The organism is Pseudomonas sp. SJZ074 (assembly GCF_007828215.1).
Taxonomy (GTDB): Bacteria; Pseudomonadota; Gammaproteobacteria; order Pseudomonadales; family Pseudomonadaceae; genus Aquipseudomonas.
This window is the reverse complement of the sequence record NZ_VIUE01000032.1, coordinates 29,906-55,952: the sequence shown is the minus strand read 5'-3', so window position 1 is coordinate 55,952 and position 26,047 is coordinate 29,906. Positions and strand designations below refer to the sequence as shown.

At 61.1% G+C, this 26,047-nt stretch carries 26 protein-coding genes, 1 other RNA gene and 1 pseudogene; 18 read left to right on the top strand and 10 right to left on the bottom strand.

Translation table 11 applies throughout. From position 1 onward, the window contains the following. The first annotated feature begins 125 nt into the window (after window positions 1–125). A complete protein-coding gene (locus tag FBX99_RS24880; RefSeq protein WP_144926700.1) occupies window positions 126–542 on the top strand; it encodes a flagellar basal body-associated protein FliL in 417 nt (138 codons plus the stop codon). 115 nt (window positions 543–657) lie between these two features. On the opposite strand, the gene FBX99_RS24875 is transcribed toward FBX99_RS24880, so the two are convergent. Then, on the bottom strand, window positions 658–1,110 hold the full coding sequence (locus tag FBX99_RS24875) for an EVE domain-containing protein (RefSeq protein WP_144926697.1): 453 nt from the start codon (window positions 1,108–1,110) through the stop codon (window positions 658–660). A 194-nt stretch (window positions 1,111–1,304) separates the two neighbouring features. On the opposite strand from FBX99_RS24875, the gene FBX99_RS28970 reads away from it, so the two are divergent. Beyond that, window positions 1,305–1,451 (top strand): hypothetical protein, encoded by a 147-nt coding sequence (locus FBX99_RS28970; protein ID WP_162843591.1) that lies wholly within the window; start codon window positions 1,305–1,307, stop codon window positions 1,449–1,451. Between the two features lie 35 nt (window positions 1,452–1,486). On the opposite strand, the gene FBX99_RS24870 is transcribed toward FBX99_RS28970, so the two are convergent. The 4 genes from FBX99_RS24870 to FBX99_RS24855 form a co-directional block, all read right to left on the bottom strand. Continuing rightward, window positions 1,487–2,092, bottom strand: coding sequence for a 5-formyltetrahydrofolate cyclo-ligase (locus tag FBX99_RS24870; protein ID WP_144926694.1), 606 nt, complete (start codon window positions 2,090–2,092; stop codon window positions 1,487–1,489). A 116-nt stretch (window positions 2,093–2,208) separates the two neighbouring features. Next, a non-coding RNA gene (gene ssrS, locus FBX99_RS24865) (6S RNA) lies at window positions 2,209–2,388 on the bottom strand. Window positions 2,389–2,418: 30 nt separating this feature from the next. Continuing rightward, window positions 2,419–2,736, bottom strand: a complete 318-nt coding sequence (locus tag FBX99_RS24860; RefSeq protein ID WP_144926691.1) for a cell division protein ZapA — start codon at window positions 2,734–2,736, stop codon at window positions 2,419–2,421. Beyond that, complete coding sequence (locus tag FBX99_RS24855) at window positions 2,733–2,942, bottom strand: TIGR02449 family protein (protein WP_003177365.1); 210 nt, start codon at window positions 2,940–2,942, stop codon at window positions 2,733–2,735. Before FBX99_RS24855 ends, FBX99_RS24860 begins: the two co-directional genes overlap by 4 nt. A gap of 128 nt (window positions 2,943–3,070) precedes the next feature. On the opposite strand from FBX99_RS24855, the gene FBX99_RS24850 reads away from it, so the two are divergent. The 8 genes from FBX99_RS24850 (at window position 3,071) to gcvH (ending at window position 12,163) form a co-directional block, all read left to right on the top strand. Then, window positions 3,071–3,625, top strand: a complete 555-nt coding sequence (locus FBX99_RS24850) for a YecA family protein (protein WP_144926688.1) — start codon at window positions 3,071–3,073, stop codon at window positions 3,623–3,625. A gap of 25 nt (window positions 3,626–3,650) precedes the next feature. Further along, entirely contained in the window at window positions 3,651–4,985 is a 1,335-nt protein-coding gene (gene pepP, locus FBX99_RS24845) for a Xaa-Pro aminopeptidase (RefSeq protein ID WP_144926685.1), read from the top strand. Beyond that, window positions 4,982–6,169, top strand: a complete 1,188-nt coding sequence (gene ubiH, locus FBX99_RS24840) for a 2-octaprenyl-6-methoxyphenyl hydroxylase (protein ID WP_144926682.1) — start codon at window positions 4,982–4,984, stop codon at window positions 6,167–6,169. The genes pepP and ubiH overlap by 4 nt, the downstream gene beginning before the upstream one ends. Window positions 6,170–6,236: 67 nt before the next feature. Next, complete coding sequence (locus FBX99_RS24835) at window positions 6,237–7,454, top strand: 2-octaprenyl-3-methyl-6-methoxy-1,4-benzoquinol hydroxylase (RefSeq protein WP_178112057.1); 1,218 nt, start codon at window positions 6,237–6,239, stop codon at window positions 7,452–7,454. A gap of 153 nt (window positions 7,455–7,607) precedes the next feature. Beyond that, a complete protein-coding gene (locus FBX99_RS24830) occupies window positions 7,608–8,612 on the top strand; it encodes an extracellular solute-binding protein (RefSeq protein WP_144926677.1) in 1,005 nt (334 codons plus the stop codon). Window positions 8,613–8,707: 95 nt separating this feature from the next. Beyond that, a complete protein-coding gene (locus FBX99_RS24825) occupies window positions 8,708–10,324 on the top strand; it encodes an iron ABC transporter permease (RefSeq protein WP_145133215.1) in 1,617 nt (538 codons plus the stop codon). 317 nt (window positions 10,325–10,641) lie between these two features. Continuing rightward, window positions 10,642–11,724, top strand: coding sequence for a glycine cleavage system aminomethyltransferase GcvT (gene gcvT / locus FBX99_RS24820; RefSeq protein WP_145133213.1), 1,083 nt, complete (start codon window positions 10,642–10,644; stop codon window positions 11,722–11,724). A gap of 52 nt (window positions 11,725–11,776) precedes the next feature. Then, the gene (gcvH, locus tag FBX99_RS24815; protein WP_144926668.1) at window positions 11,777–12,163 is read left to right on the top strand and encodes a glycine cleavage system protein GcvH; all 387 of its coding nucleotides are present in this window, start codon (window positions 11,777–11,779) and stop codon (window positions 12,161–12,163) included. Window positions 12,164–12,325: 162 nt separating this feature from the next. Here the strand turns inward: gcvH and FBX99_RS24810 are convergent, their stop codons facing one another. From FBX99_RS24810 to FBX99_RS24800, 3 genes are all read right to left on the bottom strand, one after another. Then, window positions 12,326–12,646 (bottom strand): DUF2388 domain-containing protein, encoded by a 321-nt coding sequence (locus FBX99_RS24810; protein WP_173668678.1) that lies wholly within the window; start codon window positions 12,644–12,646, stop codon window positions 12,326–12,328. Between the two features lie 84 nt (window positions 12,647–12,730). After that, entirely contained in the window at window positions 12,731–14,515 is a 1,785-nt protein-coding gene (locus FBX99_RS24805) for a GspE/PulE family protein (protein WP_144926665.1), read from the bottom strand. A 145-nt stretch (window positions 14,516–14,660) separates the two neighbouring features. Continuing rightward, entirely contained in the window at window positions 14,661–14,990 is a 330-nt protein-coding gene (locus FBX99_RS24800) for a hypothetical protein (RefSeq protein ID WP_144926662.1), read from the bottom strand. A gap of 125 nt (window positions 14,991–15,115) precedes the next feature. On the opposite strand from FBX99_RS24800, the gene FBX99_RS24795 reads away from it, so the two are divergent. Beyond that, the gene (locus FBX99_RS24795) at window positions 15,116–15,586 is read left to right on the top strand and encodes an Lrp/AsnC family transcriptional regulator (RefSeq protein ID WP_144926659.1); all 471 of its coding nucleotides are present in this window, start codon (window positions 15,116–15,118) and stop codon (window positions 15,584–15,586) included. 114 nt (window positions 15,587–15,700) lie between these two features. Here FBX99_RS24795 and FBX99_RS24790 read toward each other — a convergent pair whose 3' ends face one another. Further along, window positions 15,701–17,068: an inorganic triphosphatase gene (locus FBX99_RS24790; protein ID WP_145133211.1), complete on the bottom strand. Its 1,368-nt coding sequence runs from the start codon at window positions 17,066–17,068 to the stop codon at window positions 15,701–15,703. A gap of 318 nt (window positions 17,069–17,386) precedes the next feature. Here FBX99_RS24790 and argE point away from each other — a divergent pair, with 318 nt between their 5' ends. From argE to FBX99_RS24775, 3 genes are all read left to right on the top strand, one after another. Further along, window positions 17,387–18,547: an acetylornithine deacetylase gene (gene argE, locus FBX99_RS24785; protein ID WP_145133209.1), complete on the top strand. Its 1,161-nt coding sequence runs from the start codon at window positions 17,387–17,389 to the stop codon at window positions 18,545–18,547. A 132-nt stretch (window positions 18,548–18,679) separates the two neighbouring features. Beyond that, window positions 18,680–19,978, top strand: coding sequence for an amino-acid N-acetyltransferase (gene argA / locus FBX99_RS24780; RefSeq protein WP_041024457.1), 1,299 nt, complete (start codon window positions 18,680–18,682; stop codon window positions 19,976–19,978). Between the two features lie 485 nt (window positions 19,979–20,463). Continuing rightward, window positions 20,464–21,783 carry an OprD family porin gene (locus FBX99_RS24775; RefSeq protein WP_144926651.1) on the top strand — a complete coding sequence of 440 codons (1,320 nt, stop codon included), beginning with the start codon at window positions 20,464–20,466 and terminating at the stop codon, window positions 21,781–21,783. A 65-nt stretch (window positions 21,784–21,848) separates the two neighbouring features. Here the strand turns inward: FBX99_RS24775 and FBX99_RS29400 are convergent. Further along, a pseudogene (locus tag FBX99_RS29400) lies at window positions 21,849–21,932 on the bottom strand (nucleotidyltransferase domain-containing protein); the annotation flags it as partial. A gap of 331 nt (window positions 21,933–22,263) precedes the next feature. Here FBX99_RS29400 and FBX99_RS24765 point away from each other — a divergent pair. The 4 genes from FBX99_RS24765 to ssuD all read left to right on the top strand — a co-directional run bounded on the left by FBX99_RS24765 (window position 22,264) and on the right by ssuD (window position 26,043). Beyond that, on the top strand, window positions 22,264–22,902 hold the full coding sequence (locus tag FBX99_RS24765; RefSeq protein ID WP_144926648.1) for a peroxiredoxin: 639 nt from the start codon (window positions 22,264–22,266) through the stop codon (window positions 22,900–22,902). A gap of 317 nt (window positions 22,903–23,219) precedes the next feature. Further along, window positions 23,220–23,813 carry an NADPH-dependent FMN reductase gene (gene ssuE, locus FBX99_RS24760; protein WP_144926645.1) on the top strand — a complete coding sequence of 198 codons (594 nt, stop codon included), beginning with the start codon at window positions 23,220–23,222 and terminating at the stop codon, window positions 23,811–23,813. Between the two features lie 90 nt (window positions 23,814–23,903). Then, complete coding sequence (locus FBX99_RS24755; protein ID WP_144926642.1) at window positions 23,904–24,869, top strand: sulfonate ABC transporter substrate-binding protein; 966 nt, start codon at window positions 23,904–23,906, stop codon at window positions 24,867–24,869. Window positions 24,870–24,894: 25 nt separating this feature from the next. Beyond that, complete coding sequence (ssuD, locus tag FBX99_RS24750; RefSeq protein ID WP_144926639.1) at window positions 24,895–26,043, top strand: FMNH2-dependent alkanesulfonate monooxygenase; 1,149 nt, start codon at window positions 24,895–24,897, stop codon at window positions 26,041–26,043. The last annotated feature ends 4 nt before the right edge of the window (window positions 26,044–26,047 follow it).

Sequence of the window (26,047 nt, the reverse complement as noted above, 5' to 3'; positions counted from 1 at the left end):
CCGATAAGTGTAGGTGTGAGAGTCAACGGGTCAACGAGCATGCCCCGTCCTGATAGCCGGCCATAAGCTTGTGCTTGAACGGCGGGTCGGTATGCTGGGCCGCAAAACCGGATGAGGAGTCGAATGTGAAAGCGTGGATCGTGTTGATGCTGGCCCTGTCGCTGCCTGCGGCAGTGATGGCCGAAGAGGCCAAGGAAGCAAAAGAGGGGGAGGCGCCGAAGGTCAGCTACATCACCCTGAGCCCGCCCTTCGTGGGTAACTACGGTCTGGATGGCACGGCGAAATTGAAGGTCTATAAGGCCGACGTAGCCCTGCGCGTGACCGGCGATGCCGCTGCGGCGGCGGTGAAGGCCAATGAACCGCTGATTCGCAACCAATTGGTTGCGCTGTTCGCCCAGCAGACCAGCGAGACCATGAACAACCTTGAAGCCAAGGAAAAGTTGCGCCAGGAAGCGTTGAAGCAGACCCAGCAAGTGATGAACGATGAGACCGGCAAGCCGATGGTGGATGATCTGTTGTTCAACAACCTGATCATTCAGTAAGGCATGTATTACCTGGGCGGGCCCCTTCGCGAGCAAGCCCGCTCCCACAAGAAACATCATCAGTCCTTGTGGGAGCGGGCTTGCTCGCGAAGGCGGTGTGTGAAACGCCGCATCTTTACGGCTTCAACGCAACTACCGCCGCCCACTGCTCTGCCGTCACCGGCATCACCGACAGTCGTGAGCCCTTCTGCACCAGTGGCATCTCGGCCAGGGCGGTCTGTTGTTTGAGGTAGTCGAGTTTCAGCACGCGGGGAAAGGTTTCGACATGGGCGACATCGATCGCGGTCCAGGGATTCTTATCCAGGCTGGCCTTCGGGTCGAAGTAGTGGCTGTCGGGCTCGAGTGCCGTCGGGTCCGGGTAGGCCGTCCGGACAATCTGTCCGATGCCGGCAATGCCCGGCTCCGGACAGCTGGAATGGTAGAAAAAGAAGCTGTCGCCCTGCGCCATGGCCCGCAGGAAATTGCGCGCCTGGTAGTTGCGGACCCCGTCCCAGCGGGCCTGGCCGAGTTTTTCCAGGCCTTGGATGGACAATTCGTCGGGCTCGGATTTCATTAGCCAATAGGCCATGACTTCTACTCCTGGGCGGTGTGCTAAAAATAGTTCAGCGATTTTATGACAAACCGACGGTCGGTTGACGCCAGCGTTTGCGTGACGATCAAGGTTGTCGCAAAATGCCGGCCTTCCAAGCTTGACGCTGCTGCACGGCCAATAAGAAAACCGCTGCTGTCATCGTGTGTGATATGCCTTGAGGGGGGCAATCGATGAAACGCAAACCGGATTTGTTGTGGATTCTGGTCATTCTGTTCGGTCTGGGTGTCGTGACCACGGGTTACGCCCAAAGCCTGTGGGCCAGCAAGACCGAGGCGCCGATGGATGTCACCCAACCCGCGCCACCGCTTAAACGCTGAAACTGTCTTCCAGGCGCCGCTGAGTTTCGCGGCGCCTACCCTGCAATATACCAATGCCTGTCACTGACCGTTCCTTGCAATGGTACATCCCAGCTCGCCTGCGCCAGTCTTTCGACTTTCTGGCATTCATGGGCCAGCCCCAGCAACGTCGGCTTGCGCCATAGCTTGCGTCGCGCCAGGTACGCCAGGCTGCGGTCATAGAATCCGCCTCCCATGCCCAGTCGGCCGCCCACATCATCGAACCCTACCAGCGGTAGCAATACCAGGTCCAATGCCCAGACCTTGCGTTGCCGGGCGAGGTCGATCCGTGGTTCGAGAATACGAAAACGATTGGGGTGTAGTTGTTCCCCGGGGCGGATGCGTTGGAAAACCATCTTGGTCCGCGGCCATGGGCTGAGCACTGGCAGGTAAGTAGCCTTGCCCCGGCGCTGGGCGGCGCGCAGCAGCAGGCGTGGATCGATCTCGCCGTCGTTGGGCAGGTACAGGGCGATGTGCCTGGCGCGGCGAAACATCGGATGTTGGGCCAATTGCCGGTAGAGTCCCTGGGCGGCTTGTCGTTGTTGGGCGGGCGTCAGGGCGCGACGGGCCTGGCGCAGCAGGCGTCGAAGTTGGGGGCGGGGCAGCAACGCGGGTTCGGACATGATCGATGCTTCGAGTCTGGCTTGGATGGCACAGCGTAACCGCAAACGTTGTCGCCAGAAATGCCTGCGCCAGACACGACAATGCCAGTCTTGAAGACTGGCATTGTCTGGAAATCAGGCTCCCCGGATGAACCGCTGCCGGCTTAGCCCTTGAACCCGAGAGTTCAAGGTGGAAGTTGCAGGAGGCGTTAAGGCTTTCCGTCAAGCGGACATGCACACCGGCCCCAACGTGCAACCCCCGTGGTTGTGCGTATCGGCTCAGGGACATCACCAACTGGCAAGCACCCCAGGGAGTGACGCAAGTATACCCCAGGCAGCTTCGCGAATCAGCCCTTGCTGACGTCCGGATCGGTGGCCAGCACCAGATCCACCCGTTCCAGCAGGTCGCGCACCTGTTCACGGGTCGAGCCGCTGACCTGCATATCCGGCGTATCCTGGCGATGCAGCAGGTCGTGGGTGATGTTCAAGGCAGCCATCACGGCGATGCGGTCGGCGCCGATGACTTTGCCGCTGCTGCGGATCTCGCGCATCTTGCCGTCCAGGTAACGGGCGGCGCTCACCAGGTTGCTGCGCTCTTCCTGGGGGCAGATGATCGAATATTCTTTGTCGAGGATCTGCACGGTAACGCTATTGCTTGAACTCATGAGTCTTGCTCCAGGGCCTTGAGGCGCGAAATCATCGATTCGACCTTACGCCGGGCGATTTCGTTTTTTTCAATGAGGTGAGCGCGTTCCTCGCGCCAGGTTTTTTCCTGAGCTAATAAGAGTCCGTTCTGGCTCTTTAGTTGCTCGACCCGGTCAATTAGCAATTCGAGTCTGGCCATCAGCGCTTGCAGGTCGGTGTCTTCCATTGTGTCCACTGAAGATTGTGTCTGATGGGGAGGTGTGTCGCACAGCCTCTGATAGTCTTGGCGAGTCTGTCGATGTAGGATACAAGGCCTCCATTCTAGACATAGCGCCGTCTGGCGCCTAGCTGCCCATGCCCATTCAGAATTCCCCGTATCAAGCTTTCGCCACCCTGCTGAGCACCAGCGGCCACCCCGTATCGCCTGCCGAACTGCATGGCCTGCTGCTCGGCCGTAGCTGCGCGGGCGCCGGCTTCGACGCCGAAGGCTGGCTGGCCGACGCTGCCGAGCTGCTCGAAGGCGAGCCGGCTGACAACGTCCGCAACGCTCTCATCGGCTTGCAGGAAATGGTCAAGGGCGAGCTGACCAGCGATGACATGACCGTGGTCCTGCTGCTGCCCACCGACGACGCGCCGCTGGCCGAGCGCGCTGCTGCCTTGGGTCAGTGGTGCCAGGGCTTCCTCGCTGGCTTCGGCTTGACCCGCCGCGAATACGCGCTGAGTGAGGAGGCGAAGGAAGTGCTGCAGGACCTGGCGGCGATTTCCCAGGTCCAGGATGCACTGGAAGAGTCCGATGACGGCGAAAGCGACTACATGGAAGTGATGGAGTACCTGCGGGTCGCGCCATTGCTGCTGTTCACCGAGACCCGGAAAACCGATGCAGCGGCCCCCAAGCCATCCTTGCATTGAATTTTAGAGGGAATACCGTCTGCCCATGATTCATATCCCGAAGTCGGAATACAGCCGTCGTCGAAAGGCCCTGATGGCGCAGATGGAGCCAAACAGTATCGCAATCCTGCCCGCCGCCGCCGTTGCGATCCGCAACCGCGACGTCGAGCATGTCTACCGTCAGGACAGCGACTTCCAATACCTCAGCGGCTTTCCCGAGCCGCAGGCGGTGATCGTGTTGATGCCTGGACGGGCCCATGGCGAATACATCCTGTTCTGCCGCGAGCGCAACGCCGAGCGTGAGTTGTGGGATGGCCTGCGCGCCGGGCAGGAAGGCGCGATCCGGGATTACGGCGCCGACGACGCATTTCCCATCACCGACATCGACGACATCCTGCCGGGCCTGATCGAAGGCCGCGACCGGGTGTATTCGGCCATGGGCAGCAACCCGGAATTCGACCGGCACCTCATGGAGTGGATCAACGTGATTCGCTCCAAGGCCAACCTCGGCGCCCAGCCGCCGAACGAATTCGTTGCCCTGGATCATTTGCTGCACGACATGCGCCTGTATAAATCGGCGGCGGAAGTGAAGGTCATGCGTGAAGCGGCGCGGATCTCCGCCCAGGCGCATGTCCGGGCGATGCAGGCGGCGCGGCCCGGGCTCTACGAGTACAGCCTGGAAGCCGAGCTGGATTACGAGTTCCGCAAGGGCGGGGCGAAAATGCCGGCCTATGGCTCGATTGTCGCGGCGGGCCGCAATAGCTGCATCCTGCATTACCAGCAGAACGACGCGCTGCTCAAGGATGGCGATCTGGTGCTGATCGACGCCGGTTGTGAAATCGACTGCTACGCCAGCGACATCACGCGGACCTGGCCGGTCAACGGCCGGTTTTCCCCCGAGCAGAAGGCGATCTACGAGCTGGTGCTGGCGGCCCAGGAAGCGGCGTTTGCCGAGATCGCGCCGGACAAGCACTGGAACCAGGCCCATGAGGCGACGGTCCAGGTCATTACCGAGGGGCTGGTGCGCCTTGGGCTGTTGGAGGGTGAGGTGGACGAGTTGATCGCCAGCGAAGCCTACCGGGCGTTCTACATGCACCGCGCTGGCCACTGGCTGGGCATGGATGTGCACGATGTGGGCGAATACCGCGTCGGCGGTGAATGGCGGGTGCTGGAAGTCGGCATGACACTGACTGTGGAGCCGGGCATCTACATTGCTCCAAACAACCGCAGCGTAGCGAAAAAATGGCGCGGCATAGGTGTGCGTATCGAGGATGATGTGGTGGTGACCAGAAGCGGTTGTGAGATCCTGACCCGGGGCGTGCCCAAGACCGTCGCTGAAATCGAGGCCCTGATGGCCGATGCACGGGAACAAGTGGCATGAGTCGGGTCACTCTGGCCATCATTGGCGGTGGCCTGGTCGGTGCGAGCCTGGCACTGGCCCTGCAAGCTGGTGCCAAGGCCCGGGGCTGGAAGATCGTCCTGATCGAGCCCTTCGCCCCTGGCCATGCCTGGCAACCGAGCTACGATGCCCGGTCCTCGGCGTTGTCCTTTGGCTCCCGGCAAATCTATCAGCGCCTGGGACGCTGGCAGGAAATATCCCAGCGTGCCGAGCCTATCAAGCAGATCCATGTGTCCGATCGGGGACGGTTTTCCACGGCGAGGCTGTCGGCCAGCGAGGAAGGTGTCCCGGCCCTGGGCTATGTAGTGGAAAACGCCTGGCTTGGTCAGTGCCTGTGGCAAGGCCTGGACAAGGACGTGGTCAGTTGGCGTTGCCCGGCGCAAGTCACTCGGATGGAGCCGCAGGAGGGCGGTTATCGCCTGACCCTGGATGACGAAACGCTCTTGGAGTGCGACCTGGCGGTGCTGGCCGACGGCGGCCGTTCCGGTCTTCGGGAACAGTTGGGCGTCGGTGTACGCCATCGACCGTATGACCAGAGCGCGTTGATTGCCAACATCACTCCCGGTGAAGCCCACGACGGCATGGCCTTCGAGCGCTTCACCGATGACGGCCCGATGGCCTTGCTGCCGCTGCCGGAGAATCGCTGCGCCCTGGTCTGGACCCGTCAGGGCATGGATGCACAGCGGCTGGCGGACCTCGACGAGCGCAGTTTCCTCAGCGAATTGCAGAGTGTGTTCGGCTATCGCCTGGGTGCCTTGAAACAGGTGGGCGTGCGACATCTGTACCCCTTGGCGCTGGTGGAGGCCGAGGAGCAGGTGCGCCCGCATCTGGCGATTCTGGGCAATGCCGCCCACAGCTTGCATCCGATTGCCGGGCAGGGCTTCAACCTGTCGCTGCGCGACGCCCAGGCTCTGGCCGATGCCTTGCTGGACAGTGAAAGCGCCCCGGGGGATTTTGCCGTGCTGCAAGCCTATCGCGAGCGCCAGCGGATGGACCAGGTCTTGACGGTGGGTTTCTCCGACCAGGTCACGCGGCTGTTCAGCAGTCGCCTGCCACTGGTGTCGGTGGCCCGTAACCTCGGCTTGCTCGGTCTCGACGCGTTGCCCCCCGCCAAGCGCTGGTTCGCCCGTCAGGCCATGGGCCTTGGGACCCGGCCCGATGTGTAGGCATGGGATTGAATATTCTTTTCATGGGCGGCTCATGTCGCCCGCAAAACAGGCATAAAGCATGGAATTGCGTGCAGATCTGCTGATTGTCGGCGCCGGTATGGTCGGCAGCGCCCTTGCGCTGGCGTTGCAGAGCAGTGGCTTGCAGGTGTTGTTGCTCGACGGCAGCCCGATGAGCGTCAAACCCTTCGATTCCCAGGCGGCATTCGAACCCCGGGTCAGTGCCTTGTCGACGGCCAGCCAGCGGATCCTCGAACGCCTTGGCGTCTGGGATGGCATCGCCACCCGCCGCGCCAGTCCCTACACCGACATGCACGTCTGGGATGGCAGCGGCACCGGACAGATTCATTTTTCCGCCGAAAGCCTGCATGCCGACACCCTGGGGCATATCGTTGAAAACCGTGTGGTGCAGGATGCATTGCTGGACCGGTTGCATGATTGCGACCTGGGTCTGCTCGCCAACGCGCGACTCGAGCAGATGCGCCGCTCCGGCGATGACTGGCTGCTGACCCTGGCCGATGGTCGCACCCTGCGGGCACCGCTGGTCATCGCCGCCGATGGCGCGAATTCCGCCGTGCGCCGCCTGACGGGGGTCGCCACCCGCGAGTGGGATTACCTGCACCATGCCATCGTCACCAGCGTGCGCAGTACCAAACCCCATCGAATGACGGCGTGGCAGCGCTTCACCGACAACGGTCCGCTGGCTTTCCTGCCCCTGGAGCGCGACGGCCGGCACGATTGGTGTTCGATTGTCTGGTCCACGACCCCTGGCGAGGCGCAGCGCTTGATGGCGCTGGATGACGGCGGTTTCTGCACCGAGCTGGAGCGGGCCTTTGAAGGCCGGCTCGGCCAGGTCCTCAGCGCCGATCCGCGCCTGTGCGTACCCTTGCGCCAGCGCCACGCCAAACGCTACGTGGCCGAAGGCCTGGCCTTGATCGGCGATGCGGCCCACACCATTCACCCGCTGGCCGGGCAGGGCGTGAACCTGGGTTTCCTTGATGCGGCGGTGCTGGCCGAAGTGCTGCTGCAGGCCGCCGCACGAGGCGAGCGGCTGGCGGACGTCAAGGTGCTGAGCCGCTACGAGCGGCGGCGCATGCCCCATAACCTGGCGCTGATGGCAGCGATGGAAGGTTTCGAGCGGCTGTTCCAGGCCGATCCATTGCCGGTACGCTGGTTGCGCAATACCGGGTTGAAGCTGGTGGACCGCCTGCCCGAGGCCAAGGCGTTGTTCGTGCGCGAGGCGCTGGGGTTGATCGGGGATCTGCCGGATCTGGCCAAGGCTTGAGATTTTGGCCTTGGGCTTATGGCCTCATCGCGAGCAGCCATCCCATTCCCCACGACAGCAACATTTGGAAATGTCTCCACCCACTGTTTGATTGAGCTGCCAAATGTGAGTCTTTATCATTTGCGCTCGTTCACCCATCGAGAGACCGCTTCCATGTTGGCACCCAAGCGCCTGCTGTCCGCCCTCGCCCTGACCCTGATCGGCTCCACTGCCGCGCAGGCCGCCGATGAGGTGGTGGTCTACTCCTCGCGCATCGATGAGCTGATCAAGCCGGTCTTCGATGCCTACACCCAAAAGACCGGTGTATCGGTGAAGTTCATTACCGACAAGGAAGCGCCGTTGATGCAGCGCATCAAGGCCGAAGGTGAAAATGCCACCGCCGACCTGTTGCTTACCGTGGACGCCGGCAATCTTTGGCAGGCCGAGCAGATGGGGATTCTCCAGCCCTTCACCTCCCCGGTGATCGACGCCAACATCCCCTCCCAATACCGTGCCTCTTCCCATGCCTGGACCGGCTTGAGCCTGCGGGCACGGACCATTGCCTACTCCACCGACCGGGTCAAACCCGACGAGCTGACCACCTACGAAGCCCTGGCAGACGACCAATGGGAAGGTCGTCTGTGCCTGCGCACTTCGAAGAAAGTTTACAACCAGTCCCTGACCGCCACCCTGATCGAAACCCATGGTGCGGAAAAAGCCGAGAAGATCCTCAAGGGCTGGGTCCGGAACCTATCCACCGACGTGTTCTCCGACGACACCGCGCTGCTTGAGGCGATCAATGCCGGGCAGTGCGACGTCGGCATCGTCAACACCTATTATTACGGCCGTCTGCACCAGCAGAAGCCGGACCTGAAAGTGAAGCTGTTCTGGCCGAACCAGGCCGACCGGGGGGGGCACATCAACCTGTCGGGTATCGGCCTGACCCGGCACGCACCGCACCCGGAGGCGGCGAAGAAACTGGTGGAGTGGATGACCACGCCCGAGGCGCAAAGTATCTTTGCCGACGTGAACCAGGAGTTTCCGGCCAATCCCAAAGTGGAGCCGTCAAAGGAAGTCGCAGCCTGGGGCAAGTTCAAGGCCGACACGCTGCCGGTGGAGGTGGCGGGCAAGCGCCAGGCCGAAGCCATTCGTATGATGGACCGGGCGGGTTGGAATTGACATACGGGGCGAGGTTCCCTGTGGCGAGGGGATAAATCCCCTCGCCACAGGTTTTGTGTGAGCCTGCCCATGCATCATTTGAACGAGCACCTTCCTTGACCCATCCCGCCCAACGCCGCTGGTACCCCCTGGTCTTCGCCGTCGCCGCGCTGGTCCTGTTGCCCTTGAGCGTGCTGCTGCTGTCCTGGCAAAGCATCGACCCGCAGATCTGGTCCCACCTGTGGGACACCCAGATGCCGCGTCTGTTGGGCAACACCGTGACGCTGATCGTGGGTGTGGGTTCAGGTGTGACGGTGCTGGGTGTCAGTCTTGCCTGGCTCACCAGTCTGTGTGAGTTCCCGGGCCGTCGTTGGCTCGACTGGGCATTGATGCTGCCGTTCGCGATCCCGGCCTACGTGCTGGCGTTTGTTTTCGTGGGCCTGCTGGACTTTGCCGGTCCGGTGCAGACCCTGCTGCGGGACTGGTTCGGCAGCGGTCTGCGCATGCCCCGGGTCCGTTCCACCGGCGGGGTGATCCTGGTGCTGGTCCTGGTCTTTTATCCCTACGTGTACCTGCTGGCGCGCAGTGCGTTCCTGGCCCAGGGCAAGGGCTTGATGGAAGCGGCACGGGTACTTGGACAATCGCCGTGGCAGGCGTTCTGGCGCGTGGCATTGCCGATGGCCCGGCCGGCCATTGGGGCGGGTGTGGCGCTGGCGTTGATGGAAACCCTGGCGGATTTCGGAGCGGTGTCGGTGTTCAACTTCGACACCTTCACCACTGCCATCTACAAGACCTGGTACGGCTTCTTCAGCCTATCCAGTGCTGCCCAACTGGCCAGCCTGTTGTTGCTGGCGGTGATGCTGGTGCTCTACGGCGAACGCCGGGCCCGGGGGGCCCAGCGAGCCAGTAACGAACGACCCAGGGTCAAGGCTTTGTATACCTTGCGCGGTCTCAAGGCAGCAGCGGCCAGCGGTTGGTGCCTGCTGGTATTCGTCTGCGCATTTGTCATCCCGGTTCTGCAACTGGTGGTGTGGTTTTGGCAACGAGGCCGTTTCGATCTGGATGAGCGCTATGCCGGGTTGATTGTCCACACCCTTTACCTGGGGGGGCTGGCGGCGCTTGTCACCGTTTGCGTGGCGTTGTTGCTGGCCTTCGCCCGGCGCCTGGCCCCGACCCGGGCTATTCGCGCCGGCGTGGGGCTTGCGAACCTGGGGTATGCCTTGCCGGGTTCGGTGCTGGCGGTGTCGATCATGCTTGCGTTCAGCTATCTGGATCGTGAGCTGGTTATCCCTCTGTCGACCTTGCTCGGTGGCGCGGGCAAGCCCTTGCTGCTGGGCAGCCTGTCGGCCCTGCTGCTGGCCTATCTGGTGCGTTTCCTGGCCGTGGCGTACGGCCCCCTGGAAAGCAGCCTTGGACGAATCCGCCCATCGTTGCCTGAAGCCGCACGCAGTCTCGGTGTCAGTGGGTCGCGATTGTTTTTCAAGGTGTATCTGCCGTTGCTGCTACCGGGCACTCTGAGCGCCGCGTTGCTGGTGTTCGTCGACGTGCTCAAGGAAATGCCCGCGACCTTGCTGATGCGCCCGTTCGGCTGGGACACGCTGGCGGTGCGGATTTTCGAGATGACCAGCGAAGGGGAGTGGGCCCGGGCCGCGCTGCCGGCGCTGACGTTGGTGCTGGTGGGGTTGTTGCCGGTCATCGGATTGATACGACGTTCGGCCCATCGAAACAGCTAGTGTCCTGTCTCGGAAATACGTTCTCTTTTGGCGAGTGGCTTGGGTGTCCGGACAAGGCGCCGCGACGAGTCATAGCAGGGCTATGGCGAGGAGTGGCAACGCCGGCCGGGCGCCCAAGACGCCGCCAACAGTGAACAGCTTATTTCCGAGACAGAACACTAGGTGCCAGTCCTACCTCATGCGGCTACAATGCGCGGCATTCGGTGCGGTCCGTCTGTCGGACCGGACAACTGAGAGCGTCAGAAAACTCCTTTTTCCAGACGCTCGCGCTACGCAGTGTCCATCCGCACCTTCGCCAAGCCCGGAAGGAGAAACCCATGGGACAGCGTACGCCTCTGTATGACCTTCATCTCGCCCTCGGCGCGAAGATGGTCGATTTTGGCGGTTGGGATATGCCTCTGCATTACGGCTCGCAAGTCGAGGAGCACCATCAGGTGCGTCGCGATTGCGGTGTGTTCGATGTATCCCACATGACGGTGATCGATGTTGCCGGTACCCAGGCCAAGGCTTGGCTGCAGCACTTGCTCGCCAACGACGTCGATCGCTTGCAGGACACGGGAAGTGCCCTCTACAGCGCCATGCTCAACGAGCAGGGCGGCATCGTCGACGACATGATTGTCTACCGCGTCGACGACGGTTACCGACTGGTCTTCAACGCCTCCACCCGGGACCAGGATCTGACCTGGATGCAGGCGCAGCTCGGGGAATACGAGGTGCAACTGCGCGAACGTCCCGAACTGGCGATGCTGGCCATCCAAGGGCCCCAGGCCCGGCACAAGATTGCCGAGCTGGTCTCGCAATCGCGCGGCCAGTTGATCCAGCAGCTCAAGCCCTTCGAAGGCCGTGTCGACGGTGACTGGTTCATCGCGCGCACGGGCTACACCGGTGAGGACGGCCTGGAGATTGTCCTGCCCGCCCACGAGGCGCCGAGCTTTTTCAATGATCTGGTGGGGGCGGGCATTTCGCCCATTGGCCTTGGTGCTCGCGATACCTTGCGCTTGGAAGCCGGCATGAACCTCTATGGTCAGGATATCCACCAGGATATTTCCCCGTTGGCCTCGAACATGGCCTGGAGCATCGCCTGGGAGCCGGCGAGCCGCCAATTCATCGGCCGCAGTGCGCTGGAAGCCGAGTTGGCGGGCGGCGTGCAACACAAACTGGTTGGGCTGGTGCTGGAAGAGCGTGGCGTCTTGCGCGCCCATCAGGTGGTTCGTATCGCCGATGTGGGCGAAGGTGAGATCACCAGTGGCAGTTTTTCTCCTACGCTTAGCAAGTCAATCGCCCTGGCGCGTGTTCCGACGGCTACCGCCGACCGAGCCGAGGTGGAAATTCGTGGTAAGTGGTACCCGGTACGGGTGGTCAAACCGACCTTCGTCCGCCATGGTAAAACCCTGATTTAACCGTTCACGGCGGGCCGCTGGCCGCTGACACTTTCTCTTGAGGACACAGAATATGAGTGATATCCCTGCCGAACTGCGTTTTGCCGAAAGTCATGAGTGGGCGAAGTTGGACGCTGACGGTAACGTCATCGTGGGCATTTCCGATCATGCTCAGGAAGCGCTGGGTGACGTGGTATTTGTCGATTTGCCGGAGATCGGTAAGGATCTTAAAGCCTCTGACGTGGCGGGCGTGGTGGAGTCGGTAAAGGCTGCTTCGGATATCTATGCCCCAGTCGACGGCGTAGTGATCGCTGTCAACGAAGAGCTGACCGGTTCGCCGGAACTGCTGAACTCCGAGCCGTACAACGCCTGGATCTTCAAGCTCAAGCCTTCCAGTGCCGATGCTGACCTCGGCAAGTTGCTTGATGCGGCTAGCTACAAGGCTACCATCGGCGAGTGACGAACAGCTGATGTGGGAGCGAGCCTGCTCGCGATGGCGGCGTGTCAGTCAGCATGAATATTGCTGACCTACCGGTATCGCGAGCAGGCTCGCTCCCACAGGAAGTTATTTGCCAGGCAAAAAAATGCCGCTCCATTGAGCGGCATTTTTCATGGGATTGGATCAGTCCTGGGCGACCGCGTTTTTCGCCAGGATCGCGTTGGCCAGTTCCATGTCGGTGGCCTGCAAGCCTGGGTTATCGGCCCGGACCTTCTGCATCGCGGCTTCCAGGTACGGGCCGCGGATGTTGCCGTCACTGGCGACAAAGCTGCCGGCGTCGTCCTGAGCGGCAACGATCAGTTTGTGATCCTTGAAAGTCAGATAGGTGGAACCGGTGGTTGCACCGGACGAGATGACGTTACGCCAAAACGTGTCGGCCATTGCCGAGCCAACAGGAAGAGACAGCAAGGCTAGGGTAGCGACAGCAAGTTTGAGACGCATGATGGTGACTCCACTGGGTTAACTATGACTTTGGATTACCTGCGCCTGTATTCAGTTCCGTGACCTGTTGCCCACGCGTCATCGGGCTCACTTGTGCTCGCTTTGCGGTGTTACCCGCAACACTTCCTCTACAGTGGTCAGCCCGGCGGCGATTTTCTGTGCGCCGGACAGGCGCAAGCTGCGCATGCCTTCCTTGAAGGCCTGGCGGCGTACTGCCAGCAGGTCGGTGTCGGCATGGATCAACCCCTTGATGCTGTCACTCAGCTGGAGAATTTCGTACACCCCGGCGCGGCCACGGTAACCGGTATCACGACATTCCAGGCAACCGACGGCTTGTTGGGCGTTGCTCGGCAATGGGGCCTGCCAGGGCCGGGTCAAGGTCTGCCAGTCCTCTTCGTCCAGGGCCAGGGGCGCCTTGCAGTGAGGACACAGCGTGCGCACCAGGCGCTGGGCCATGATCCCGAGGACTGTGGCCTTGATCAGATAGTGGGGCACGCCGAGCTCAAGCAGGCGACTGATGGCGCTCGGTGCATCGTTGGTATGCAGCGTCGAGAGTACAAGGTGTCCGGTGAGCGCCGCCTGGATCGCCATCTCGGCGGTTTCCAGGTCACGGATTTCGCCGATCATGATGATGTCCGGGTCCTGTCGCATGAGCGCGCGCACGCCTGCGGCGAAACTCAGGTCGATGTTGTGCTGTACCTGCATCTGGTTGAAGGACGACTCGACCATCTCGATCGGGTCCTCGATGGTGCAGAGGTTCACCTCCGGCGTCGCCAGTTTCTTGAGGGTGGTGTAGAGGGTGGTGGTCTTGCCGGAGCCGGTAGGGCCGGTCACCAGGATGATGCCGTTGGGCTGGCGCGTCATGTCCTGCCAGCGACGCAGGTCGTCGGTGGAGAAACCCAACTGGTCGAAATCCTTGAGCAGGACTTCGGGATCGAAGATCCGCATGACCATTTTCTCGCCGAACGCCGTGGGCAATGTCGACAGGCGCAACTCCACTTCGTTGCCGTCCGGGGTCTTGGTCTTGACCCGGCCGTCCTGGGGCTTGCGTTTTTCCGCGACGTTCATCCGTCCCAGGTTCTTCAGGCGGCTGATGATCGCCATCGTCACCTGGGGCGGGAACTGATAGACGGTGTGCAGTACCCCGTCGATGCGAAACCGCACGGTGCCCTGCTCGCGACGAGGCTCGATGTGGATATCACTGGCGCGTTGCTGGAAGGCGTACTGGAACAGCCAGTCGACGATGTTGACGATATGCGCGTCGTTGGCGTCCGGCTCCTGGTCGCTGGCGCCGAGGTTGAGCAGCTGTTCGAAGTTGCTGAGGTTGCTCGGTTGCTGTTCGGTCGTGGTGGCGCCACTGACCGATTTGGCGAGGCGATAGAACTCCACGCTCAGGCGCTGGATGTCCACGGGGTTGGCGACCACCCGCTTGATCGGCAGCTTGAGCACATGGGTCAGGTCCGACTCCCAGCTGCTGACGTACGGTTGGGCGCTGGCGACGGTGACGGCATCGTGATCGACTGCCACCGCCAGGATCTTGTGGCGCTGGGCGAAGGCGTAGGACATGAGTGGCGTAACGGCCGCGACGTTGATCTTCAGCGGGTCGATGCGCATGTACGGTTGGCCCGCCTGCTGGGACAACCACAGCGTCAGGCTCTCCAGGTCCAGGCGCTTGCCGGGACGGCTGAGGTCATCCAGATGCTGGTTGGCGATGAACTCCAGCGGATGCAACTGGCTGTTGGTGTTGTGGCGTCGCCGGGCATTGAGCGCGGTTTCGGCCGAGTCCTGGCTGATGAAGCCTTGGGCGACCAGTTGACGCAGCAGCTCATTGAGGTCCAGCCAGCGGTCCTGAGTGGCGTGTTTGGTGGACATGCGGGTTTCCTATTGGACAATTGCAGCAAAGCCGCGATACAGACGCTTGCGCGCCCCGAGTCGGTCTGCAAAAGAATAGTCTCGACCTTATGAACCGTTGGGCCACTACCCGACCAATGCGTTTCGAATTCTTGCCTGCTACCCCTCAAGCCGTCGCCTGGATCGGCGCAGACCACGCAATATCGGGGCGTTGCAGATCCACCGAGCACACGCTGATCAGGTTGCGTAACTTTTCCGCAAGCACCTGGGCACGGTGCCAGCTCAGCCCTTCGATAAGGATCTCCATCGTCAGCAGCTCATTGTGGCGTTCGACGTGGACCTGCTCTGGCATCAGGCCCTGCAGGGCGAACAGGTTAAGGGCCCGGCAGAGCAGATCGGCTTCGGCTTCGGCCAGTAACCGGTATTGCACGCGGCAATGGGCGTTGGCGGTATGCCAGACATCGGCGCGCGGGGCGACGGCTTCGAATGAGGGCATGGACGGTCTCCTTGAATAGAGAGAAATGTTTACATGCACGAGCGGGAATTTCTTCTCTAAGATGCACGTATCAGCTGCCAAGGCGAATAATTTGATTCTTTACTTGATGATTTTCGGGTTTATTTATGCATAGCGAACTGGATGGCTACGACCGCAGGATACTGGCGTTGCTTCAAGAGGACGCTTCGTTGTCCAGCGCACAGATCGCCGAACAGGTCGGTCTGTCCCAGTCGCCGTGCTGGCGACGGATCCAGCGGATGAAGGAGGAGGGGATCATTCGCGGTCAGGTGACGTTGCTCGATCGCAAGAAAATCGGACTCAATACGCAGATCTTCGCCGAAATCAAACTCAACGCCCACGGTCGTTCGAACTTCACCGAATTCACCGAGGCGATTCGCGGTTTTCCCGAAGTCCTGGAATGTTATGTGCTGATGGGGTCGGTGGATTTCCTGCTGCGCATCGTTACGGCAGACATCGAGGCCTATGAGCGATTCTTTTTCGAGAGGCTGTCACTGGTGCCGGGGATACAGGAAGTGAACTCGATCGTGGCGCTTTCAGAGATCAAGTCCACGACGAGTTTGCCGGTGGTGCGCTGATTCTGTGCCGGCCTCTTCGCGAGCAAGCCCGCTCCCACACTGGATTTTGGGTGTCGCAGGATGTGCGACCAACCCGATCAAGATGTGGGAGCGAACCGGCTCGCGATGGCGGCATTACAGACGCAACAACATCTTCCAGGCCCGATTCTGGTACACCGCAATTGCCTGATGCTTGCGCGCATCCAGGGCTTCGTCGGTAATGGGCTCGTTGGCCAGTTGTGCCAGTTTGTTCAGCTCGCCATAGAGACGGTCCATCTCCGGAATATCCAGCACCGCACGGGCATGGTGCAGCCAGACCTGGATGCGCTCGATGCGCGGCAGCTGTTCGGCCAGGTCTTCCGGTTGCTGCTGGTAGCGTTGTAACTGCAGGGATGAGGCTTCCTCGCCCAGCAGCCGTGGCAGCCAACTATTGAGTTGCGCCGCGCCCTGGCGGTTGCCGCGGGTGTTGCGCTCGGTCGTCCAGCTGCGAGCCAGCAGCCAGCGCGAAGCGTTCAGGGAAAACAGACCCCAGCGTGGGTCCTGCAGTTCTTCAAGAAACTGCTCCGGAGCGGCCTTGCGCACATCTTCGTCGTCCAGGCCGGCCTGGACCAGTGGACGCCAGTCTTCCAGCAGGGCGTCCAAGGCAGCGCGCAAGTCGTGGGTCGATTGACGCGGTGCCGCCTGGCCGAGGCTGCTGAGCAAGGCCCGCAGTTCGGCGAGGTTTTCCACCCAATCCAACAGCAGGCGCCAATGGCCATTGAAGCGATATTGTTCGGCCAGGCGCTGGCTGCTCGCCAGCAAATGCCAGCTCAGCGCGGCGAAGGCGTCGTCCAGTGGCATCTCGGCGGTCAATTGCGGGGTGGGCAGGCTCAGGGCGTAGCTGCTTGCATCGTGCAGGCGGTAGCCACGTTCGGCCTTGCTGATATCGCAGGGCATCAAGGGCAGGGTCGCGGCCAGTTCGGCGGCCAGTTCCAGCAGCGCGGCGGGTTCGCCTTCGCGCAGCTCCAGCTCCAGCTCGCAGATTTCTTCTCTCTGCTTGCCGACCACGACATGGCCCAGGTCCAGCGCGGCTTCGATGACCACTTTGCTTTTGCCACGGCCCCAGGCGATTTCGGCGCGCTCGCGGACGAAATCGGTGGTGAAGATGGCCTTGAGGGTTTTCTTGTCCAGTTCGGCCAAGGCCTCGGGCCAGCATTCACCGTCGAGTTTCTTCAGGTCGAGCTTGGCTTTGGGCAGGTGCCAGTCATATTCGTTGCGCTCGGACAGGCCGGCGATGCTCTGGCCACGGGTCTTGAGGGTCTGGATCACCTCTTCGCCATCGCGGCGCAGGCGCAGGGCGACCTTGGCCCGGGCCAGGTCACGCTCGGGCGTGTCGAAATACTGGTTCATCAGCTCTCGGCGTTCCCAGCCGCCTTTGTTGCGTTTTTTCAGCAGCGGATGCTCGCGCAAGGCTGCCAGGGTCTCGCGGCTGACGCGGAGTTTGATTTCGGTTTCTTTCTGCATGGCCGGAAAATCCAGGGATCGGGTGCGCAGCCGGGGGAAGGTGTGGCTGCCAAGGCCGTGCAGTGTACAGGAGTCCTCCGTCCTACGCGCCGCGGCGGTTTATTCCTGGTGTCCTGTTTCGCAAATACGCTCCTTTTTTGACGAGAGGTTGTTGTCGTCAGGCAAGGCGCCGCGACGAGTCATAGCCTGCTATGGCGAGGAGCGGTAACGCAGCATGACGGCAACAGACACCGTTAGAAAAGAGCAGTATTTGTGATACAGGACACCAGCACCGGATGGTTCTATGATGGTTGTCAATTTGTGAGTCCGGAGCCAGCGATGCCTTTGCCGTCCATGAAAGATCAGTTCGCTGCCCTGATCGCCGCGCCTTCGGTCAGTTGCACGCAGCCTGCGCTGGACCAGTCCAACAGCACCGTGATCGAACTGCTGGCGGGCTGGCTTGGCGACCTCGGGTTTTCCTGTGATATCCAGCAGGTCAGCCCCGGCAAATTCAACCTGCTGGCGAGCTTCGGCAGCGGCCCCGGTGGCCTGGTGCTGGCCGGGCACAGCGACACGGTGCCGTTCGACGGTGCACTGTGGCAGACCGATCCGCTGAAGCTCACCGAAGTCGATGGGCGCTGGGTCGGGCTGGGCAGTTGCGACATGAAAGGCTTTTTCGCCCTGGCCATCGAAGCGCTCAAGCCACTGCTGGACCAGCCGTTCAAGCAGCCGTTGCTGATCCTCGCCACTTGCGACGAGGAAAGCTCCATGGCCGGTGCCCGTGCGCTGGCCGAGGCCGGACGTCCCTTGGGGCGCGCTGCCGTCATCGGTGAGCCGACCGGCCTGCGGCCGATTCGCCTGCACAAAGGCGTGATGATGGAACGCATCGACATTCTCGGGCGCAGCGGCCATTCCTCGGACCCCAGCCTGGGCCACAGCGCGCTCGAAGCCATGCACGACGCCATGGGCGAACTGCGCGGCCTGCGCCTGCAATGGCAGCGTGAGTTCCGCAACCCTCAGTTCACGGTGCCGCAACCGACCCTGAACTTCGGTTGCATCCACGGTGGCGACAATCCCAACCGGATCTGCGGCCAATGCTCCATGGAGTTCGACCTGCGTCCCTTGCCGGGCATGGATCCGCAGGTGTTGCGGGCGGCGATCCAGCAGAAGCTCAACCCCATCGCCGAGCGGCACAAGGTCAGGATCGACTATGCGCCGCTGTTCCCCGAGGTACCGCCATTCGAGCAGCCGGAGGACGCCGAACTGGTCCGCGTGGCCGAGCGACTCACCGGCCACCGTGCCGAAGCAGTGGCATTCGGCACCGAAGCGCCTTATCTTCAGCGCCTTGGTTGCGAAACCCTGGTACTGGGCCCTGGCGATATCGCCTGCGCCCACCAGCCGGGCGAGCACCTTGAAATGTCACGTCTGCAACCTACCGTGCAATTGTTACGGCAGTTGATCGAACACTATTGCCTGACACCGGCCACCGCCGGCTACTAGATCGCCCTTATCCGGGCCCATGTTCAAGAGGAGAGCGCGCGTGTCGCCAAGCCTGTTCCGACGATAACCATCAGCCTGCTGTGCGTTCCGTTTCGTCTTTTTTCGGCTGTTATTTATTACAGGTCCAGGTTCATGCCCGAATACGTCAATTGGCTTCGTCACGCTTCGCCCTATATCAATGCCCACCGCGACTGCACCTTCATCGTCATGCTGCCCGGCGACGGGGTGGAACACCCAAATTTCGGCAACATCGTCCATGACCTGGTGCTGCTGCACAGTCTCGGTGTGCGGCTGGTGCTGGTCCATGGTTCACGCCCGCAGATCGAAACCCGTCTCGCCGCACGAGGGCTGACCCCGCATTATCACCACGGCATGCGCATCACCGATGCCGCGACCCTGGAATGCGTGATCGATGCGGTTGGCCAGTTGCGCATTGCCATCGAGGCGCGCCTGTCGATGGACATGGCTTCCTCACCGATGCAGGGCTCGCGGTTGCGGGTTGCGAGCGGCAACCTGGTTACCGCAAGGCCTATCGGCGTGCTGGAAGGCGTGGACTATCACCACACCGGCGAAGTGCGCCGGGTCGACCGCAAGGGTATCAACCGCTTGCTGGACGAGCGCTCCATTGTCCTCCTGTCACCGTTGGGCTATTCGCCAACCGGAGAAATCTTCAACCTCGCCTGTGAGGATGTCGCCACCCGGGCCGCCATCGACCTGGCGGCCGACAAACTGCTGCTGTTCGGTGCCGAGCAGGGCTTGATCGGCGAGGACGGGCGTCTGGTGCGCGAGTTGCGCCCACAGCAGGTGCCGGCCCATATGCAGCGTCTGGGCAGCGACTATCAGGCCGAACTGTTGGATGCTGCCGCCCAGGCTTGCCGGGGCGGCGTGGCTCGCAGTCATATTGTCAGCTACGCCGAAGATGGTGCGCTGCTGGCCGAGCTGTTCACCCGGGATGGCAGCGGTACTTTGGTCGCCCAGGAACAATTCGAAGTGGTACGCGAAGCGGCCATCGAAGACGTCGGTGGCTTGCTGGACCTGATCAGCCCGCTGGAAGAGCAGGGCATCCTGGTGCGTCGCTCCCGCGAAGTGCTGGAGCGGGAAATCGAGCAATTCAGCGTGGTCGAGCGCGAGGGCATGATCATCGCTTGCGCGGCGCTGTACCAGATTGCCGATTCGGACGCCGGGGAGCTGGCCTGCCTGGCGGTGAACCCGGAATACCGCCACGGTGGCCGGGGTGACGAGCTGCTGGAGCGGATCGAGACCCGTGCCCGCGCCAAAGGGCTCAAAACCCTGTTCGTGCTCACCACCCGTACCGCCCACTGGTTCCGCGAGCGCGGCTTCGAGCCCAGCAGCGTTGAACGTCTGCCGGCTGCCCGGGCGTCGTTGTACAACTATCAGCGTAACTCGAAGATCTTCGAGAAAGCCCTGTAGGTTCCGGTAATCCTGTGCGCCCCATTGCTGTGCAATGGGGCGCACTCTTTTTGATTTCAGACAATGAAGTGTCTGTCTCAAAACCTTCACGATTATGGTCTATGCTGCTCCGGACGCATTGAGGTAGAGAGATCGAGGCTTGTACGACGAGCCCCGATGTCTAAATTTTTTGCCCTGAAAAAGTGCATAAAAATACCCATTCAGTAAATTCCCAGGCTGGCCGATATGTCAGGTCTGCCGTGAAAAAGCGTGATGGCACCCATATGTCCAAATCGACTGAAAACTTATGAAACAATTCTTTTTGGAATTATAAATAATCCATTATTCTTCCGCCCGGTGTCGTGGGGTTAGACCTTGGTCGTAGTCATAAATGGTTACGATTGACTTGTCGGTCACGGTCTGGCGCTAATCGCGCATCAGCGGATTCCGGACGTTCGATCCGGAACCAAAGAAACACAAGAATTAGAAAACGAGAGGAGCGAAGCATGAACAAGTCCACCTTGGCCCTGGCTGTGGCCGTTGGGGTTCTGGCGCAGCAGGCAGGCGCCGCCGGTTTTATCGAAGACAGCAAGGCGTCGGTCAGTTCTCGTACGCTTTACTTCAATAACGATAACCATGAAACGGGCAGCGAGGACCTGCGCGAAACAGGCACCGGCCTCAAATTCGACTACAAGTCTGGCTTCACGCAAGGTGTCGTGGGTTTCGGTATCGATGCCCAGGCGCTGGTGGGTATTCGTCTCGATGGAGGCAGGGGCCGTAACAACGGTTCCTATATGCCAAGCGATACCGATGGTGCGGCGGTACATGACTGGAGCCGTTTGTCGGGCAACGTCAAGGCGCTGTTCTCCAAGACCGAGGCTCACGTAGGTGGTGCATTGGCACCGAACCTGCCAATCCTGGTCGCCAACGACAGCCGTCTGCTGCCGCAGACCTTTGAAGGTGGCACCATCACCTCCAAGGAAATCGACAATGTCACTTTCAACGCTGGTCAGTTGGAACACGCCACAGGTCGTGCATCGAGCAACAGCACTGGCCTGGCAGTAGCGGGCGGCACCGAGGACAGCAACCAGTTCCGTTTTGGCGGTGCTGACTGGAAGGTCACCAAAGACCTGACCCTGCAGTACTACTACGCCAACCTGCAGGATTACTACAAACAGCACTTCCTGGGTGCCGTACACGTTTTCCCGATCAGCGAAGGCCAATCGTTCAAGACTGACCTGCGTTACTTCGACAGCAGTTCGGATGGCCGTAACGGCGACGCCGGCTACCGCTTCAACAACAACGGTGGCTACGCCAAGCACGCTGGCGAGGTCGATAACAAGACCTGGAGCGCCATGTTCACCTACACCCTGGGTGGTAGCGCCTTCCTGTTGGGTCACCAACAAGTCGGTGATGACGGCGGCTTCGTCTACCTGAACCAGGGCAACGTGGTTAACAGCAACGGTCGTCCTGAAGGGGCCGGCGGTGCGAGCTTCTACCTGTTCACCGACAGCATGATCAACGGTTTTGTCCGCGCCGGTGAAAACACCACGTTCGGCCAGTACTCGTATGACTTCGCCTCGGCTGGCGTTCCGGGTCTGAAAGCATCGATTTCCTACCTGCGTGGCGACGATGTCAAAACCGCCTCTGGTGGAAGCGATTACTCCGAGTGGGAACGCGACATGCGTGTGGATTACGTGATCCAGCAAGGCGCATTGAAAGGCTTCGGCACTACCCTGCGTCAGGGTACCTACCGCAGCAGCGGTGTGGGCGACAGCCAGGATCAGACCCGTCTGATCTTCAACTACACTTACAACTTCATGTAAGACGTAGAGCCGAAAAAAAGCCCCGTCCGGCACACGCCGGACGGGGCTTTTGCGTTTTCCGGGTCCTGTGCATGGCTGCCGAACAGGTACACTGCCAATAAATCAGGCAGATGGCTTTGCAGATACGTCAGCAAGGCTTGAGTGTTCAGGCTGCCTATCCTAGCCGTTCGTCCTGAAATCGCGGCAATAATTTCCATAATGTGAATACAAAACAAAAAAGCCCCGCCCGATAACGCCGGGCGGGGCTTTACGTTTCGAGTCAGGCCCACCCCTGTAGCCCTCCTCGAACTTCTCCTCTTTACAGCAACTCGAGGCCTTCTCGAAACCTCGTCGAGAATCCTGGACCCCTAAGTACGTCCAGGCCAGTGAACAGTTTTTTATATTCACAAAAAATCTAGCGAGATCGATATTCATTCTTTTTAAAACCGCCGGAACCGAGGCACAGTCAGGCTCCACAAGATCTCATCCAGGAGCCACATCATGAGCCTCAGACTGGGCGACATCGCCCCCGACTTCGAACAGGAATCCAGCGCCGGCAGAATCCGCTTCCACGAGTGGCTCGGCAATAGCTGGGGCGTGCTGTTTTCTCACCCGGCGGACTTTACGCCGGTCTGCACCACTGAGCTGGGCCTCACCGCCAAGCTCAAGGATGAATTCGCCAAGCGCGGCGTCAAGGCCATTGCCCTCTCGGTCGATCCGGTGGACTCGCACCACAAATGGATCGAGGACATCAACGAAACCCAGAATACCGTCGTCAACTTCCCGATTCTGGCTGACGCCGATCGCAAGGTGTCGGACCTGTACGACCTGGTCCACCCCAATGCCAGCGACACATTGACCGTGCGTTCACTGTTCGTGATCGACCCGAACAAGAAGATTCGCCTCACCATTACCTATCCGGCCAGCACCGGACGCAATTTCAACGAAATCCTGCGGGTGATCGACTCCTTGCAACTGACCGACAACCACAAGGTCGCCACGCCCGCCAACTGGCAGGACGGTGATGAAGTGGTGATCGTGCCATCGCTCAAGGATGAGGAAGAGCTCAAGCAGCGTTTCCCCAGGGGTTATCGCGCAGTGAAGCCGTACTTGCGCCTGACTCCACAGCCCAATCGCTGACGCAAGGTCAGCCAAAATACTCTTTTCTGTGGGAGCGGGCTTGCTCGCGAAGGCGGCGTTTCAGGTTAACCAATGTCGTCCGATACACCGCCTTCGCGAGCAAGCCCACTCCCACAAAGGGAAGCCGTGTCCAAAGGGATTCCGGCCGTTTCGACGGCCTTTTTTCATGCCTTGAAGAAAGTTGATCGCATATTTCTATATTGAATAACTAAATGAATAAATATGATTTATGGATATATGAAGGCGCTGCTATGGTTTGACCCATCCAGCGAGATCGCCCACAGCGAATCGCACAGAACGTTAAAGGAATGGCAGGTATGTTGGTCGTCTCACTCGGTGGCAGTCCCAGCCAGCGTTCCCGCTCCGGGGTACTGCTGGAGCGCTCGCAGCGCTGGTTGCAACAGCACGGTGTGGAAGTGGTGAGCTATCGGGTGCGCGATTTTCCGGCCGAAGATCTGCTCCATGCCCGCTTCGACAGCCCGAAGATCATCGATCTGCTCCAACAGATCGAGAATGCCGACGGGCTGCTGATCGCCACACCTGTCTACAAGGCATCTTTTTCCGGCGCGTTGAAGACCGTGTTGGATCTGCTGCCCGAGCGGGCCTTGAGCCATAAGGTGGTGCTGCCCATGGCGACTGGCGGCAGTATTGCCCACATGCTGGCGGTGGATTATGCCCTCAAGCCGGTGCTGTCAGCGCTCAAGGCTCAGGAATTGCTCCAGGGAATCTTTGCCGAAGACAGCCAGATCGCCTATGGCGAAGGCAGCGCCCAAGCACAGTTGGTGCCGGCACTGGAGCAACGGCTGGATGAGGCGCTGGAACAGTTTTACAGCGCCATGGCCCGTCGCCCAAAGCCGTTGGAGCCAAGCCTATTGAACGAACGCCTGTTGAGTGCTCGCTGGAGCATTTGAACCCCGATATACCCTGATTCAACTCACCTTACTCAGCCGCCAACGGCCCAGCGGGTGCAGCCAAACCCCACAGCAAAAAGGAGAAGCGCCATGCGCTCTGTCATTTTGCGTCGCGGGCTGGTCGCTCTGTTTGCTGCGGCTGTGTCCTTCGGCGTCATTACCCAGGCTCAAGCCGAGACCTTGCGGATCGGTTATCAGAAATATGGCACCCTGGTCCTGCTCAAGGCCAAGGGTACGCTGGAAAAACGCCTCGCCGCCCAAGGCGTGGACGTGCAATGGACCGAGTTCCCGGGCGGCCCGCAATTGCTTGAAGGCCTGAACGTCGGCTCCATCGATTTTGGTGTCACGGGAGAAACCCCACCGGTGTTCGCCCAGGCGGCCGGGGCCGATCTGCTCTACGTCGCCTACGAACCGCCGGCCCCTAACAGTGAGGCCATCCTGGTGCCCAAGGACTCGCCGATCCAGTCGGTACAGGACCTCAAGGGCAAGAAAGTCGCGCTGAACAAAGGCTCCAATGTCCATTACCTGTTGGTGCGAGCGCTGGAGGATGCCGGCCTCGCATATAACGAGGTCCAGACCGTATTCCTGCCGCCGGCCGACGCCCGTGCCGCGTTCGAGCGGGGCAGTGTCGACGCCTGGGTGATCTGGGATCCATACCAGGCTGCCGCCGAACAACAACTGCAGGCGCGCACCCTGCGCGATGGCAAAGGTATCGTCGACAACCACCAGTTCTACCTCGCTACCCGAACCTATGCGCAGAAAAATCCCCAGGTCATCAGCGCCCTGGTGGAGGAAGTTCGCGCGGTGGGGGAATGGTCCAAGGCCAACCCCGAAGACGTGACCCGACAAGTGTCGCCACTGCTCGGCCTGCCTGAGCCGATCACCCTGACGTCGATGAAGCGCCAGGGGTTCGGGGCCCTGTTCCTCACGCCGGAAGTGGTCGCGGCACAGCAGAAGATTGCCGACACCTTCTACCAACTCAAGCTGATTCCCAAGCCCCTGAGCATCCGGGACGTGATCTGGACGCCGCCGGCGGCCGTTGCGAACGCGCAGTAATCCGATTTCCTTAGGAGACCACTCCATGAGCCTCAATATTTTCTGGTTCCTGCCTACTCACGGCGACGGCCATTATCTGGGCACCGTCGAAGGCGCCCGTGCCGTTGATCACGGTTACCTGCAACAGATTGCCCAGGCGGCGGATCGGCTGGGTTTCGGCGGCGTGTTGATTCCCACCGGACGCTCCTGCGAGGACTCCTGGCTGGTGGCCGCATCGTTGATTCCGGTAACCCAGCGTTTGAAATTCCTCGTTGCCCTGCGTCCCGGGATCATTTCCCCGACGGTAGCGGCGCGTCAGGCGGCGACCCTGGACCGGTTGTCCGGCGGCCGAGCACTGTTCAACCTGGTGACCGGTGGTGATCCGGAAGAGCTGGCCGGTGATGGCCTGTTCCTGGATCATGAGGCGCGTTATCAGGCTTCGGTGGAATTCACACGCATCTGGCGTCGTGTGCTGGAAGGCGAGACCGTCGACTACGACGGCGAACACATTAGTGTGAAGGGGGCCAAGCTGCTCTATCCGCCCATCCAGCAACCGCGTCCGCCGCTGTATTTCGGCGGTTCGTCTGAGGCGGCCCAGGACCTCGCTGCCGAGCAGGTGGAGATGGTGCTGACCTGGGGCGAGCCGCCCGCCGCCGTGGCGGAAAAAATCCGACAGGTGCGTGCCAAAGCCGCGAAGCTCGGCCGTACCGTGCGTTTCGGCATACGTTTACATGTGATCGTGCGTGAAACCAATGCCGAAGCCTGGCAAGCCGCCAATCGGCTGATCTCCCACCTGGACGACGACACCATCGCCCGCGCCCAGGCTTCCCTGGCGCGCTTCGATTCGGTGGGCCAGCAACGCATGGCCGCGTTGCATGGGGGGCGGCGTGACAAGCTGGAAGTCAGCCCCAACCTCTGGGCCGGTGTCGGACTGGTGCGTGGTGGTGCCGGTACGGCGCTGGTGGGCGATGGCCCGACGGTGGCTGCGCGGGTCAAGGAGTACGCCGAACTGGGGATCGACACCTTTATTTTTTCCGGTTATCCACATCTCGAAGAGTCGTACCGCGTGGCGGAGCTGTTGTTCCCGCACCTGGACGTTGAGCGCCCGGAGCTGCCGAAGGGCCAGGGCTATGTCAGCCCATTCGGGGAGATGGTCGCCAATGACATTCTCCCCAAAGCCGCATCCCAGAGCTGAGGCG